The sequence below is a fragment of the Pandoraea sp. SD6-2 genome, assembly GCF_000389825.1.
Taxonomy (GTDB): Bacteria; Pseudomonadota; Gammaproteobacteria; order Burkholderiales; family Burkholderiaceae; genus Pandoraea; species Pandoraea communis.
This window is the reverse complement of sequence record NZ_KB944423.1, coordinates 373,352-387,900: the sequence shown is the minus strand read 5'-3', so window position 1 is coordinate 387,900 and position 14,549 is coordinate 373,352. Positions and strand designations below refer to the sequence as shown.

At 64.0% G+C, this 14,549-nt stretch carries 13 protein-coding genes; 9 read left to right on the top strand and 4 right to left on the bottom strand.

Translation table 11 applies throughout. The features are described from left to right. Nucleotides 1-30 precede the first annotated feature (30 nt). The 3 genes from C266_RS01815 to C266_RS01805 all read left to right on the top strand — a co-directional run bounded on the left by C266_RS01815 (nucleotide 31) and on the right by C266_RS01805 (nucleotide 3,964). On the top strand, nucleotides 31-1,218 hold the full coding sequence (locus C266_RS01815; RefSeq protein WP_036660939.1) for an O-succinylhomoserine sulfhydrylase: 1,188 nt from the start codon (nucleotides 31-33) through the stop codon (nucleotides 1,216-1,218). A 14-nt stretch (nucleotides 1,219-1,232) separates the two neighbouring features. Further along, a complete protein-coding gene (gene hisC, locus C266_RS01810) occupies nucleotides 1,233-2,303 on the top strand; it encodes a histidinol-phosphate transaminase (protein WP_010807352.1) in 1,071 nt (356 codons plus the stop codon). A 227-nt stretch (nucleotides 2,304-2,530) separates the two neighbouring features. Then, the gene (locus C266_RS01805) at nucleotides 2,531-3,964 is read left to right on the top strand and encodes an NAD-dependent succinate-semialdehyde dehydrogenase (RefSeq protein WP_010807351.1); all 1,434 of its coding nucleotides are present in this window, start codon (nucleotides 2,531-2,533) and stop codon (nucleotides 3,962-3,964) included. An 89-nt stretch (nucleotides 3,965-4,053) separates the two neighbouring features. Here C266_RS01805 and C266_RS01800 read toward each other — a convergent pair whose 3' ends face one another. The 4 genes from C266_RS01800 to C266_RS01785 form a co-directional block, all read right to left on the bottom strand. Then, entirely contained in the window at nucleotides 4,054-5,340 is a 1,287-nt protein-coding gene (locus tag C266_RS01800) for an MFS transporter (protein ID WP_010807350.1), read from the bottom strand. A gap of 114 nt (nucleotides 5,341-5,454) precedes the next feature. Further along, nucleotides 5,455-7,065: a phosphoethanolamine transferase gene (locus C266_RS01795; RefSeq protein WP_144265673.1), complete on the bottom strand. Its 1,611-nt coding sequence runs from the start codon at nucleotides 7,063-7,065 to the stop codon at nucleotides 5,455-5,457. Between the two features lie 202 nt (nucleotides 7,066-7,267). Beyond that, nucleotides 7,268-7,606 carry a tRNA-binding protein gene (locus C266_RS01790; protein ID WP_010807348.1) on the bottom strand — a complete coding sequence of 113 codons (339 nt, stop codon included), beginning with the start codon at nucleotides 7,604-7,606 and terminating at the stop codon, nucleotides 7,268-7,270. A gap of 126 nt (nucleotides 7,607-7,732) precedes the next feature. Continuing rightward, nucleotides 7,733-8,518, bottom strand: a complete 786-nt coding sequence (locus C266_RS01785; RefSeq protein ID WP_010807347.1) for an AraC family transcriptional regulator — start codon at nucleotides 8,516-8,518, stop codon at nucleotides 7,733-7,735. A gap of 289 nt (nucleotides 8,519-8,807) precedes the next feature. Here C266_RS01785 and ssuE point away from each other — a divergent pair, with 289 nt between their 5' ends. From ssuE to gltX, 6 genes are all read left to right on the top strand, one after another. Beyond that, nucleotides 8,808-9,410 carry an NADPH-dependent FMN reductase gene (gene ssuE, locus C266_RS01780; RefSeq protein WP_010807346.1) on the top strand — a complete coding sequence of 201 codons (603 nt, stop codon included), beginning with the start codon at nucleotides 8,808-8,810 and terminating at the stop codon, nucleotides 9,408-9,410. A gap of 14 nt (nucleotides 9,411-9,424) precedes the next feature. Next, on the top strand, nucleotides 9,425-10,576 hold the full coding sequence (gene ssuD / locus C266_RS01775) for an FMNH2-dependent alkanesulfonate monooxygenase (RefSeq protein ID WP_010807345.1): 1,152 nt from the start codon (nucleotides 9,425-9,427) through the stop codon (nucleotides 10,574-10,576). A gap of 96 nt (nucleotides 10,577-10,672) precedes the next feature. Beyond that, nucleotides 10,673-11,524: an aliphatic sulfonate ABC transporter permease SsuC gene (ssuC, locus tag C266_RS01770; RefSeq protein ID WP_010807344.1), complete on the top strand. Its 852-nt coding sequence runs from the start codon at nucleotides 10,673-10,675 to the stop codon at nucleotides 11,522-11,524. Beyond that, nucleotides 11,521-12,534 (top strand): ATP-binding cassette domain-containing protein, encoded by a 1,014-nt coding sequence (locus C266_RS01765; protein ID WP_010807343.1) that lies wholly within the window; start codon nucleotides 11,521-11,523, stop codon nucleotides 12,532-12,534. Before ssuC ends, C266_RS01765 begins: the two co-directional genes overlap by 4 nt. Before the next feature lie 53 nt (nucleotides 12,535-12,587). Then, nucleotides 12,588-12,803, top strand: a complete 216-nt coding sequence (locus tag C266_RS01760) for a molybdopterin-binding protein (RefSeq protein ID WP_010807342.1) — start codon at nucleotides 12,588-12,590, stop codon at nucleotides 12,801-12,803. Nucleotides 12,804-13,059: 256 nt separating this feature from the next. Next, nucleotides 13,060-14,451, top strand: coding sequence for a glutamate--tRNA ligase (gltX, locus tag C266_RS01755; protein WP_010807341.1), 1,392 nt, complete (start codon nucleotides 13,060-13,062; stop codon nucleotides 14,449-14,451). Nucleotides 14,452-14,549: the final 98 nt, after the last annotated feature.

Here is a 14,549-nt window from a genome sequence, read left to right as displayed (position 1 = left end):
GATCGGGCCAACCCAATCACGAGATACACGATGGACTCCTTCGACTTCGATACCCTGGCGGTGCGCGCGGGCACGCAGCGCTCCGAGTTTGGTGAGCATTCCGAGGCGCTTTACCTGACCTCGAGTTTCGTATTCAAGAGCGCGGCCGAGGCCGCCGAACGCTTTGCGCATTCGGAGGAGGGATTCACGTACTCGCGCTTCACCAATCCCACCGTGTCGATGTTCCAGGATCGTCTGGCGGCGCTCGAAGGCGGCGAGGCCTGCATGGCGACCGCCTCGGGCATGAGCGCCATTGTCTCGGTGGTCATGGCCACCCTCTCGGCGGGGGATCACCTCGTCAGTTCGCAGAGCATTTTCGGCTCCACGCTGAACGTCTTCTCCACGATTTTCAGCCGCTTCGGTGTCGAGACGACCTTCGTCGATCCGACCGATCCCGAGGCGTGGCGCGCCGCGATTCGTCCGAACACGAAGATGTTCTTCCTCGAAACGCCGTCCAACCCGCTCACGGATATTGCCGACATCACCGCCATCGGCAAGATTGCCAAGGAGGCGGGGGCCCTGTTCGTCGTCGATAACTGCTTCTGTACACCGGCATTGCAGCGTCCCATCGAGTATGGTGCGGACGTCGTCGTGCACTCGGCAACGAAGTACCTCGACGGGCAAGGCCGTGTGCTGGGCGGCGCGATCGTCGGCAAGAAGGACTTCATCATGGGCAAGATCTTCACGTTCGTGCGCAGTGCCGGCCCGACCCTCTCGGCGTTCAACGCCTGGGTGTTGCTCAAGGGCTTGGAGACGCTGTCGCTGCGCATCGAGAAGCAGTCGGCCAATGCGCTCGCCATTGCGCAATGGCTGGAACAGCAACCGCAAGTGGCTCGCGTGTTCTACCCCGGGCTGCCGTCGCATCCGCAATACGAACTCGCGCAGCGTCAGCAGAAGGCGGGCGGGGCGATTGTCGCGTTCGAACTCAAGGGGGCGACGCCCGCCGAGCAGCGCGAGAACGCGTGGCGTGTGATCGACAACACGCGCGTGTGCTCGATCACCGGCAACCTGGGCGATACGCGTACGACGATCACGCACCCGGCGAGCACGACGCACGGTCGCATCACGCCGGAAGCACGCGCCGCCGCGGGCATCACGGAAGGGCTGATTCGTCTGGCGGTGGGGCTGGAGTCGCCCGCCGACATTCGGGCCGATCTGGCTCGCGGTTTCGTTAGCTGAGCGGAGCCGTCTTCATGAGTCGATTCTGGAGTGCGGGCGTTGCCGATCTGACGCCCTATGTTCCCGGTGAGCAGCCGCAGATGCAGCGTCTCATCAAGCTCAACACCAACGAGAATCCGTACGGTCCGTCGCCGCGTGTGCTGGCTGCGATTCGCGAGGCGCTCGGCAGCGATGCCGACGCGCTCAAGCTGTATCCCGATCCCGACGCGCGCCGTTTCAAGCAGGCCATCGCTACGCGCTTCGGGCTCGAAGTGGCCAACGTGCATGTGGGCAACGGGTCGGACGAAGTTCTGGCGAATGTCTTTCAGGGGTTGCTGAAGCACGACAAGCCGATTTTGTTTCCGGACATCACGTACAGCTTCTACCCGGTGTATTGCGGGCTTTACGGCGTGGCGTTCGAGAACGTGCCGCTGACCGAGACGTTCGAGATTCGCGTCGACGATTATCTCAAGCCGAATGGCGGCATCATTTTCCCGAATCCGAACGCACCGACCGGCCGCGTGCTGGCCTCCGGCGAGATCGAGCGTCTGCTGGCGGGGAGTCCGGATTCCGTCGTGGTGATCGACGAGGCTTATATCGACTTCGGTGGCGAGAGTGCTGCGGGGCTGATCGCGAAGTATCCGAACCTGCTGGTGGTGCAAACACTGTCGAAATCGCGCTCGCTGGCCGGCTTGCGTCTGGGTTTCGCCATCGGGCATCCGGATCTGATCGAAGCGCTCGAGCGCGTGAAGAACAGCTTCAACTCGTACCCGCTCGACCGTCTCGCGCAGGCGGCTGGTGTGGCGGCCATCGAAGACGACGCGTATTTCGAGCAGACGCGTCAGGCCGTGATCGCGAGCCGTGAGGGATTGGTGACGCGTCTGAAAGCGCTTGGCTTTGACGTGCTGCCGTCGACGGCGAACTTCGTGTTCGCGCGTCACCCGTCGCACGATGCGGCACAACTGGCCGCCGCCCTGCGGGAGCGGTCGATCATCGTGCGGCACTTCAGGCACGCGCGCGTGGCGCAGTTCCTGCGCATCACCGTGGGCACCGAGGCCGAGTGCCAGAGCTTCACGCAGGCATTGAAGGAAATTCTGGCGGGCTGAAACGTGGTCCGGGGCGATGTCTTGTCGCAGAAGGCAAGGCCGCGTAATCCGGGCCCGAGAGGGCCGGTAGCGTTGGGGGAAAATAGTCCCTGCGCCGCCGGCTTTTTTTTCGTTTTCGTGTGATGACATGGCTGCCCACGCTGCAGCGCCCGGCTGCGCGGGGAGGGCAACAGGAATCCCCAGCCTGCGTTATTCTGTCGGGCGTGTTGCCAATCGGAGATTTCAGCATGTCGCACAACGTAGAACTTTTCATCAATGGACAGTGGAAGGCGGGCGCAGAAGGCCTCACGCTGCCGATCGAGAACCCGGCGACGGGCGAAATCATCGGTACGGTGGCGCGCGCTACCCAGCCGGACCTGGACGCAGCCCTGGCCGCCGCCGAAGCCGGCTTCGCCAAGTGGCGCGAAATCGCTCCGTTCGAGCGCGCGAAACTCATGCGCAAGGCTGCGGGTCTGCTGCGCGAGCGTGTCGGCGATATCGCACGTCAGATGACGATGGAGCAGGGCAAGCCCATCGGCGAAGCCAAGGGCGAAGTGCTCTCGGCTGCCGACATCATCGAATTTTTCGCGGAAGAAGGTAAGCGTGCCTACGGGCGTCTGATCCCGGCTCGCGTGCCGAACGTCTACCAGATGGTGATCCAGGCGCCGGTCGGTGCGGTGGCGGCATTCACGCCGTGGAATTTCCCCGTCAATCAAGTCGTGCGCAAGGTCTCGGCTGCCTTGGCTGCCGGTTGCTCGGTGATCGTGAAGGCCGCGGAAGAGACGCCCGCGTCGCCGGCCGCGCTGATTCGCGCCTTCGCCGATGCCGGTCTGCCCGACGGTGTGCTTAACCTCGTGTACGGCGTGCCGGCCGAAATTTCGTCGTACCTGATTCCGCATCCGGCCATCCGCAAGGTGTCGTTCACGGGCTCCACGCCGGTGGGCAAGCAACTGGCCGCGATGGCCGGTCTGTACATGAAGCGCGTGACGATGGAACTCGGCGGCCATGCCCCGGCGCTGATTTTCAACGACGCGGACATCGCAGCGGCCGTGCGCAACCTCGCGGCAGGCAAGTTCCGCAACGCCGGTCAGGTCTGTGTTGCCCCGACGCGTTTCCTCGTGCAACGCGGTGTCTACGATCAGTTCGTCGACGCCTTCGTGAAGGCCGCCGAATCGTTGCGCGTGGGTAACGGTCTGGACCCGGAGACGACGATGGGCCCGCTGGTCAACGGCAAGCGTTTCGAAGCGATCAGCGCCATCGTGGACGACGCCGTCGCCAACGGTGCGCAGCTCAAGACCGGTGGTAAGCGTGTGACCGAAGGCGGCCACTTCTACGCGCCGACGGTGCTGTGCAACGTGCCAATGAGCGCGAAGATCATGCACGAAGAGCCGTTCGGCCCGGTGGCCATCGTCAACCCGTTCGATACGGAAGAGGAAGCCATCGCCGAGGCGAACCGCCTGCCGTATGGTTTGGCGGCCTATGCGTATACGACGTCGCAAGGCACGGCGCATCGTCTGTCGGCGCGCATCGAGAGCGGCATGCTGACGATCAACCATGCGGGTCTGGCGTTGCCGGAGGTGCCGTTCGGCGGCGTGAAGGATAGCGGCTACGGTTCTGAGGGTGGACCGGAAGCCCTCGAAGCGTATCTGCAGCCGAAGTTCGTGACGCGTCTGGAAGTCTGACGCGTACCCGCTAAGGGAGAAAGCCGATGCGAGTTATCGCATCGGCTTTTTTTGTCGCTCACCGCTTGCCGGTGGCGATGACGGGCCGCCTATCTGGCGGGTGCGGCGTCGAGTGAGGTGAGCCGTGCGGCGGGAGAGCACAGGATGATGCCGAGTTGTGTGGCAAATCCGGCTGACATACCGATCAGGCAGGCCTTGGTGCCGAAGCTCGCCGCGAGCCATGCGCCGAGAAACGCACCGAGAGGACGCGCACCGAACGTCGCGGTCATGGTTGCCGCCGACACGCGGGCTACTAGTCTGACTGGCGTGACGACCTGCCGCAGCGATGTCGTCGAAATCGTCCATACGATGGGGCCGAAACCGAACAGGAAGAAGGCACCAAAGACCACGCCATAGATCGTCATCCCACCGGACAGCGGCAACGTTCCTGCCATCAACAGCGCCGCGACAGTAGCGCAAGCCGGCCCGAGAACGATTTGTCTGCCAAACCGGAAGTGTGCTGCGATGCGCGCATAGCCAAACGCGCCGCACACCATGCCGAAGCCGTAAACGCCCAGCGCAATGCCCACCATCTGAGCCGTGAACGCGAGCGAGTGAATCGCGTAGTACGCAAAGACTGCCAGCAGCAGGTACCACGAGGTATTGAAGACGAAGGCTGTCGCGACGATGGGGCGCAGGTATCGGTTCATGGCAATGAAGCGGACACCTTCCATCAACTCATGGAAAAAGTGACGCCGCGATATCGGTCGAGGTGCCTCGTGCGGTAGCCGCGACAGGCAATAGGCGCTGGCGAGCGAGAGCAGGAAAGCGCCGGAGAAGGCGGGGGTGCCCGAGGCCCACCCCGCGAGCAGGCCGCCGAGTGCGGGGCCGGCGGTGAATGCCACACTGCGGGCAATCTCCAACCGTCGGTTCGCGGCGAGCAAGTCCCCTTGGCCCACGAGCGCGGCGACCAGCGAAGGGGCCGCCGCACCGAACACCACCGTGCCCGTTGCCATGGCAAAGCCGAGAACGGCCAGTGCGGTGAGCGTCAGCATGCCGCTGCGGAACAGCGCAAACAGAAGCAGCAGCGCAAGAGCGCGCAGCAGTTCCGTCGCGATCATGAGCGGTTTGCGCCGGTATCGATCGGCGAGCACGCCGGCGGGCAGCGACAGCAGCAGAAACGGCAATGTCGTTGCCCCTTGCAGCAACGCCGTCTGCGCTGCCGATGCGCCTAGCGCGATAACCGCCATGATCGGTATGACAGCAAGCGTCATCTGTTCGCTGAACTGCGCCGCCAGATTGGCTTGCGAGAGATTGTTCACCAGTGACGGGATACGCGGGGCATCGACGCGTTTTCCGGGCGAGACGGTTGCTTGCTGTGGGGTGCCATCGGCCATTGCGGCTGCTCCGTTTTTTGGGGGGGAAATCCCTTTGGCGCAGTCTAGTCCGATGCACAGGCGCAAACGCTCCGCTTCTTGCGCTTGAATTCGGGCGAAAACGCGGGCTTTGCCTCAGTAGGCCCGTCCGTTGATGCTGCGCGGGCGCGGCCGAAACGCGTCGCTCAACACATCGTGCGAGGCGTCGTAGTACGCCGAGTCGATATCGAGCATGCCCAGCATCGTGTGTTCGATCTGGTCGGTCTGATACGGCCGGGATTCAAGCGCGGCGCGTGTTTGCGAATTGATCTTGTCGCGAGTCCAGACAAGCATCGGAATTTCGTAGCCCGAGGCATCGGCGACCGACTGCCCCGTGTGATTGCGCGTATGACCGACTTCCTGCGCGTGATCGGAACTGAATAGCAGGCTGGCATCGGCCGATGCCGTGGCCGACATGGTCTTGCGGATCAGACTGGCGACGACGTAATCGTTGTATGCCATGGCGTTGTCGTATTCGTTGCGCAGACGGCGTACCCATAGCGAGCGTCCTTGTGCCTCAAGCGTGGTCATGACGGCATCGTCGCTGTTGTCGAAGCGCGCGAACTCCTCGGGGTAGCGCATATCGTAGGTCGGATGCGCGCCCAGCAAATGCACGATGATGAGCTTGCGAGGCGCGTCGCTCGCGAGTGCGGCGTCGAACTCGGGCAGCAGATTGCCATCGAAATTGTTCTCGCCCCGCCCAAACCCCTTGTTGATGAAGACGCGCTCGTCGGCGCGATTGGCCACCAGTCCGAGCCAGCCGTCGTTGGGCACCTGATTCGAGATCCAATAGGTGCGATACCCGGCTTCCCGGGCGAGCATCACGAGATCGGGCTGACGCGTCCAGGCCTCGGGATCGTCGAGGCTCGCCGGCGTGAGCATCTTCATGAGCGATGCCATCGTCGCCGGCTCCGACGACACTACATCGCGGAACACGGTGAGGTCGTCGCGCATCGAGTTGAGCATCGGTGTGGTATTGCGCGCGTAGCCGTAGAGCGACATGTTATTGCGGTTCAGGCTCTCACCGATCACCCACACGACAGTCTTGCGCTCAGGCCCGTGATACTGCACGCGCCAGTCGGCGCGCTGCGCCATGTTGCGTTCGAGTTCGCGTTGCAGCTTGGCGGCGTGGGCCAGTTGTCCCTGATAGTCGAGATAGCGAATAGGCCAGTAAAGCAACGGGTTTTCCTTGGCCATCGTCGGATTCAGGTGCAGCGCGAGAAAGCCGGTGAGCAGGCTGGCAACGGCAATCTTGCCGCTGCGGCGCAGCGAAGGCGGGGCGCTCGTCGCCTCAGCGCGCGACAGGCGGCGCTCCAGCACGATCACGGCTGACATCAGTATCACGAAGACGGTGCTCGCCTCGACGATGTCGCGCCAGTTGTGACGGAAAAACTCGCCAGCCTCCGACGGGTTAGTGTTGAACACCGCCTGCAACACCAGCAGATGATTCGGACGCAGGCCGAAGTAATCGCGCAGGAACCCTTTGGTCGCCGCGTCGAGGAAGAAGGCGGCAATCACGCAGAGCGTTGTCGCGCTCAACCACGCCGCACGCGAGCGCAATAACAGGCAAAGGCCGGCGAGTCCGGGCAGGGCCGTCGCCATGAGCGCCGCACTCTTGCCGTATTCGCTGGCGCCGAGCATGCCGAATGCCCAGAACAGGGCGAGTCCGCCCAGTCCGAGACAAAGGCGATAAAGCAGTGATTTCAAGATGACGTCCCCCATGACTTCGCGCACGTCGTTGCGTGCCTGTCGATCACCGGCGGACCTGTGCCGGCCGATGTTGCGATTCGACCGAAGTTTTGGGAATTGGTGTCGCATGTCCGAAAAATTTTCGGACGAATGCCATTCGGCATTCGGATGTCTCCGACCGGCGACGCCCGGCTGTTAGCGATGCGCCGGGCGGCCCCGGTCAGTGCAGTCGCGCGCCGTTGGGGACGGGGCGTTCGACACCCGCGAGGACAATGGCGCCGCCGGTGTCGGCAAAACCGGTAATCAGGACTTCCGAGACGACCCCGGCGATGCGCTTCGGCGCGAAGTTGCACACGCACAGCACCTGCGTGCCCACCAGCGATTCCGGGGCGTAGTGCACGGTGATCTGTGCGCTTGACGTCTTTACGCCCAATTCCCCCAGATCGACTTCCAGCACATAGGCGGGCTTCTTCGCTTTCTCATTGACGCGGGCCGCCACAATCGTGCCCACGCGCAAATCGATCCTCTCGAAGTCCTGCCACTCGATGGTCTCGGCCATGTCCTGTTCCCTATTTCTTTGTCGACGGATGAATAGGCACAAAGCGTAGCGCGTTGCCGCCGGTCCTGGCTTGTGAATTTCGGCAGACGGAAGCCGGCCCGGGGCGGCGCAACGGGTGCAGTCGGATCAGTTGACTGAGGCGGTGACGCCGCACCCGGCGTGTTCGCGCCGCCAGACAGCGGGCGTTTTACCGAAGTGTCGACGGAAGGCATGGGTGAGGGCGCTCTGGTCGTTAAAGCCCACATCGAGGGCGATGTCGGCGAGCGTCGCGTCGTTCGCGGCCAGCAGAGACGCCGCGCGCGCGAGCCGAAGGCGCATCAGATGCCGATGAGGTGTCTCGCCGCTCAGCGCGACAAAGCAATCGTGAAAATGCCGCACGCTCATTCCGGCCTCTCCTGCCAGCGTGGCGATATCGGGCGGTTTCGCCAGTTCGGCTTGCAGCCGGGTGTCGATGCACGCCAGATCCAGCCGGACAGTGCGCAACGCGGGCCGCGCCGGTGCCAGGCGCGCCACAAGCGCGGTAAGCCACTCACGCACGACCGGATCGTCTGCACTCAGGGGGTGTCCGTCGTCCACGCTCGCGCTCACCTGCTGGACCAGTGCCAGCAGCTTTGCGTCGAGTGCAAAAAACGCTTCATGTGAGAACGCCCGTTCTGTGCCTGTCATTGTGGCGAGGTGCGACGGCACATCCAGCACGACCTGACGATTGGGCCCGTCGCCCCGGTAATCGTGCCGCACGCCCGCCGGGATCACAACACCGTTGCGCGCCCCCACGCGACCGGACTGCGTGGCGTCGCCATCCAGCGAAATCGACATGCGTCCCGAGAGTCCGATCACGACCTGATGAAAATCGTGCGTGTCGGTGCTGTCGGTCGGACGGTACTCGCGCAGTTCGAGGATCGGGGCAGACATGATGGAGGTGACGTGAAAACGGCAAACGCTCGGGAATCAAACGTTAGCACCGTCCTGAGGAATAAGGCGTGGAAGGTACATGACTTCAGGTTATGAAAAAACGCGCAAAGCAATCCCGGATTCATTGGTTCGGGTGCACAGGGCGGATCGCTACACTGATTCTCCAGTAGCCGGGACGATCCGGTAAGCACTGCGCAAGCCGCCCGTCGGGCCGTTGTGCGCCCGGTGCGCTTTGATTCCTCAGGGCCAGCGTGCCAGCACGCATACGGCCCGTCTTTGGCAGGGAAGTATGACATACGCCGTCACGATCTCGGGCAGCCCGTCGGCCGCCTCGCGCAGCGCCCGTTTGCTGCGGTTTGTCGAATCCGAACTGGCTGCGGCCGGCATTGCGGTGCGCCGCATCGACATTCGTGCGCTCTCGCCGGCAGCGCTGCTCGCCGCCGACACGTCGCACGACGACCTTCGCCATGCGCTTGCGCAAGTCGCCGGTGCGCAAGCCGTGATTGTCGCGACGCCGGTGTACAAGGCCGCCTACAGTGGTCTGCTCAAAGCCTTTCTCGACGTGCTGCCGCAAGACGGTCTCGCCGACAAGCTGGTCGCGCCGTTTGCCACCGGGGGCAGCCCTGCGCATCTGCTCGCACTCGATTACGCGCTCAAGCCGGTGCTTTCCGCTCTCGGCGCGCAGCACATCCTGCGCGGCGTGTTCGCTGTCGATCAGCAGGTGCCGAAGGAAGAGGGCGCCACGCTCGATGCGTCGATCGCCCAGCGACTGGGCGCAACGGTCGATCAGCTCTCGCAGTGGCTGCATGAACGCGAGGTGATTCGTCAGTGGCCGGTCGCGGCGGCCGTTGCCGCACGCACGGCTGCGGCCCGGGCAACGCTCGCCGCCTGAGTGCCGGAGTTCGCATGCAAGTCTTCTGGTTCATTCCGACACACGGCGATACGCGTTACCTGGGGACCTCCGACGGCGGACGGGTGTTCGATTTCGATTACGCGCGGCAGATCGCCAGCGCCGTCGATTCGCTCGGATACGAGGGGGTGTTGCTGCCCACGGGACGTTCTTGCGAAGACGCCTGGGTGACGGCATCGAGCCTCATTGGCGCCACACGCCATTTGAAGTTTCTCGTCGCCGTACGGCCGGGGATCGCTTCGCCCGCGCTTACCGCGCGTATGGCGTCGACGTTCGATCGCCTGTCGGGGGGCAGGTTGTTGATCAACGTCGTCACAGGCGGTGACGCGGGCGAACTCGAAGGCGACGGCTTCTTCGCCGGCCACGCCGAGCGTTACGCCGTCACCGACGAGTTCCTGCGCATCTGGCGTTCGCTGTTCGAGAAATCGCACCGCGGCGAGCGCGTCGATTTCGAAGGCAAGCATCTGCGAGCCAAGGGCGCGAAGCTGTTCTTCCCGCCGGTACAAACGCCGCATCCGCCGCTGTACTTCGGTGGCTCGTCGGAGGTGGCGCGCCAGATCGCGGCCGAGCAACTCGACGTCTATCTGACGTGGGGTGAGCCGCTGGCCGACGTGGCCGAGAAGATCGCCGACGTGCGTGCGCGCGCCGCCAGACTCGGACGCACGTTGCGCTTCGGCCTGCGTCTGCATGTGATCGTGCGCGAGACGGAAGACGACGCGTGGCGCGCGGCCGACGCCCTTATCAGCAAGCTCGACGACGAGACCATCGCGGGTGTTCAGGCGCAGTTCGCGAAGATGGATTCGGAAGGCCAGCGGCGCATGGCGGCACTGCACGGCGGACGCCGCGACAAGCTCGTGATCGCGCCGAATCTGTGGGCGGGCGTGGGGCTCGTGCGCGGCGGGGCAGGCACGGCACTCGTAGGCGACGGGCCAACCGTGGCGCAGCGTCTGCGCGAGTACGCCGATCTGGGCATCGATACCTTCATTCTGTCGGGATATCCGCATCTCGAAGAGGCGTACCGCTTCGCCGAACTGGTGTTCCCGCATTTGCCGCGCAACGTGCGCGAACGGCTCGGCAATGTTCCGCTGGCTGGGCCGGTTGGCGAGGTCATGGCCAACAACATCGTGCCGAAGGCGTCGCAAAGCTGAGCGCGCGGAATGCGCTGCACGGCGTCGAACCCGCCTCACCATGAATTGAACTGAATTGAAGAGAAGCGAGGCTGCAATGCCTCGGGGAGAATTGGTATGACGCAAACGACCTTGACCGACACACAGGCTGCGGTCCCCCTCGCTCGCGGCGGAGGTGCGCTGCAACGCTACCGGCGCACGGTAGCGAGACGGCTTGCGCCGTGGGCCGTGCCCATCGTGCTGGTGGCGCTATGGCAATTGGCCGCGCAGCAAGGCTGGCTGTCGACACGGGTGCTGCCCGCGCCGTCGGCCGTGGTCGACGCTGCCTGGCAACTCGCCGTGAGCGGCCAGATCTGGCGCGATATCGGCGTGTCGACCGGTCGCGCAGTGATCGGCTTTCTGATCGGCGGCGGCCTCGGCCTGTTGCTCGGCATGCTGACCGGCGTGTCGCGTGTGGCGGAAACGGCACTCGATTCGTCGTTCCAGATGCTGCGCAACATCCCGCATCTGGCACTCATTCCGCTCGTGATCCTGTGGTTCGGCATCGACGAGAAGGCCAAGCTGTTCCTGGTGTCCATCGGGGTGTTCTTCCCGATGTATCTGAATACGTATGCCGGTATTCGTGCCGTCGATCCGGCGTTGGTGGAGATGGCGCGCAGTTACGGTTTGCGGGGATGGGCGCTGTATCGAGACGTGATTCTGCCGGGCGCGCTGCCGTCGATTCTGGTGGGCGTGCGCTTCTCGCTGGGCTTGATGTGGGTGACGCTGATCGTTGCGGAAACCATCTCGGCGCAGTCGGGTATCGGTTATCTGACGATGAACGCTCGTGAGTTCCTCCAGACCGACATCGTGCTCGTGGGGATTTTGCTGTACGCGTTGCTCGGCAAGCTGGCCGATGTGCTGGCCAAAGCACTGGAATTTCGCTGGTTGCGTTGGCATCCGGCCTTTCAACGAGGAGCCGCCGCATGAGCGCACAACAATTGGCCCCGGTCGCGGGCGTCGACATCGAGGCCGAATGGACGGCCGAGCAGCGCGCCGCAAGCCGCTTGCCGCTCGATCCGCAAGCCGATCCGTTCGGCACGCAACTGCCGCTCGGTCCGAACGTTGCCGGCCACGCCGTGCCGCGCACTACGTCGGGGACGAATCTTAAAGTGGTGCATCCGGCGAGCGACGTGGATGCCCCGGCATCGACGGCTGGCCTGCATATCGACAGTGTCGGCAAGCGTTATGGCGCCCGTCCGGTGCTTTCCGACTTCTCGCTGACGATTCCGCGCGGCGGGTTTGCCGCCATCGTGGGGCGCAGCGGCTGCGGCAAGTCGACACTGCTGCGACTGATCGCGGGCCTCGAGACGCCCGACGCGGGGCACATCACGCTCGACGGACATGCGCTCGGTGGCGCATCCGGTGCGGTGTCCACGCGCATCATGTTTCAGGACGCGCGTCTGCTGCCATGGCGCACGGTGCTGGAAAACGTCGCGCTCGGGCTGCCGAAATCGTCGCACGCCAAGGCACTCGACGTACTGGGCGAAGTCGGTCTGGCCGAGCGCGCAAACGACTGGCCGAGCCAGTTGTCCGGCGGACAGCGCCAGCGTGTGGCGCTCGCGCGGGCCTTGGTGCATCAACCCGACTTGCTGCTGCTGGACGAGCCGCTCGGTGCGCTCGACGCGCTCACGCGTATCGAAATGCACGCCCTGATCGAACGTCTGTGGCGTGCCCATGGCTTCACGGCATTGCTTGTCACGCACGATGTGCAAGAGGCGGTGGCGCTGGCCGATCGCGTGGTGCTCATCGAGCAAGGGCAGTTGGGTCTTGATCAATCGGTGCCGCTGGTGCGTCCGCGCGCCCGCGGCAGTGTCGAGTTTGCCGGACTTGAGGCCCGGGTACTCGCACGTGTGCTTCAAACCGAGCCCTTAGCCAGCGCCCACATTCCCGCACCCGAGCCGCTGTGGCCGGCGGCAACCGTGCGCTGGGCTGTCTGACGGCATTCGTTCACTCGTTTCTTCGCTCTCTTTTCCGAACACAGGAGTTCATCATGGGTATCACCGCTATCAACGTCCGTAACCAGTTCAAGGGCCGTATTCGAGAAATCCTGCGCGGCCCGGTGCTGTCCGAAGTGGATGTCGAAACGCCGAGCGGCATCGTGACGTCGGTCATCACCACGCGCTCGATCGACGAACTGCGACTGGACGTCGGCTCCGAAGTCGTGGCCCTCGTCAAGGCGACCGAGGTCTCGCTCGCCAAGCTCTGAAACCTTGGCACAGCGTCGCGTCCGGCGGCGTTTTGCCGGACATCGTTCCGGGGTGACGGGGCCGCATCGGACGCGCGCGCGGGGCGGCGTCCGATGCAGGTGGAGGGAAATTCCGATCCCTCGCTCGGACTGTGCCGCGAATGCACGCACTCGGCTGATATAATGACGGCTTCCGAATGTTGGCGACCCGCCTGCGCGAGACCCTCCGCCGCGGGCGTTTTTGTTTGTTGCCAACGCGATGCACCGAAGCCAAACCATGACCACTGTCCGCACCCGCTTTGCGCCTAGCCCGACCGGATTCATCCATCTGGGCAACATCCGTTCCGCTCTCTATCCGTGGGCCTTCGCGCGTCACAACAAAGGCACGTTCGTGCTGCGCATCGAAGACACCGATCTCGAGCGCTCGACCCCGGAAGCCGTGCAGGTCATTCTCGAAGGCATGGAATGGCTCGGCCTCGATTATGACGAAGGCCCGTTCTACCAGATGCAGCGCATGGATCGCTACCGCGAAGTGCTCGCGCAACTGAAGGCGGCCGGGCATGTTTATCCGTGCTACATGAGCGTGGAAGAACTCGACGAGTTGCGCGAGCAGCAGCGCGCGCGCGGTGAGAAGCCGCGTTACGACGGCCGCTGGCGCCCGGAGCCGGGCAAGGTGCTGCCCGAACCGCCCGCTGGCGTGCAGCCGGTGCTGCGCTTCAAGAACCCGCTCAGCGGCAACGTGGTGTGGGAAGACGCCGTGAAAGGCCGCATCGAGATCTCGAACGAAGAACTCGACGACCTCGTGATCGCGCGCCCGGACGGCACGCCGACGTACAACTTCTGTGTCGTGGTCGACGACATCGACATGGACATCACGCACGTGATTCGCGGCGACGACCATGTGAACAACACGCCGCGTCAGATCAACATCTTCGAAGCGCTCGGCAAGCAGCCGCCGGTGTATGCGCACTTGCCCACGGTGCTCAACGACCAGGGCGAGAAGATGTCCAAGCGCAATGGCGCCATGAGCGTGGTTCAGTATCGCGAAGAGGGGTTCCTGCCTGAAGCCGTGGTGAATTACCTGGCGCGTCTGGGCTGGGCGCACGGCGATGCGGAAGTCTTCACGCGCGAGCAGTTCGTTGCGTGGTTCGATCTCGACCACCTGGGCAAGTCGCCGGCGCAGCACAATCCCGAAAAGCTGCTGTGGCTGAACAACCAGTATCTGAAGCAGGCCGACAACGAGCGTTTGGCCGGGCTGACCGATCCGTTCTTGCAAAAGGCGGGCGTGTCGGTCGAAGGCGGTCCGTCGCTCACCGGTGTGGTTGCGCTGTTCAAGGATCGTGCGAACACGATCAAGGACATCGCGCAAAGCGCCGAAATGTTCTATCGCAAGCCTGAGCCGTCGGAAGCCGATCTGGCCCAGCACATGACGGATGCGGCGCGTGCGGCGGTGAAGGACCTGGCCATCGCACTGGCGGCGCTGCCGGAGTGGAAGAAGGAAGCGATTTCGCCCGCTTTCAAGGCTACGCTCGCGCAGCACGGCATGAAAATGCCACAGCTCGCGATGCCGGTGCGCCTGCTGGTGGTCGGCACGACGCACACGCCGGCCATCGACGCCGTACTGGAACTGCTTGGCCGCGATACGGTGCTCACGCGTCTGGGCGCGTAAGGCGTTACGTGTGAGTCGTTCCGGGGCTGCCTGCAGCCGCGCCGGAAACCAAAAAACCCCGGGATGCGTGAGCATCGCCGGGGTTTTTTTACAGGGGG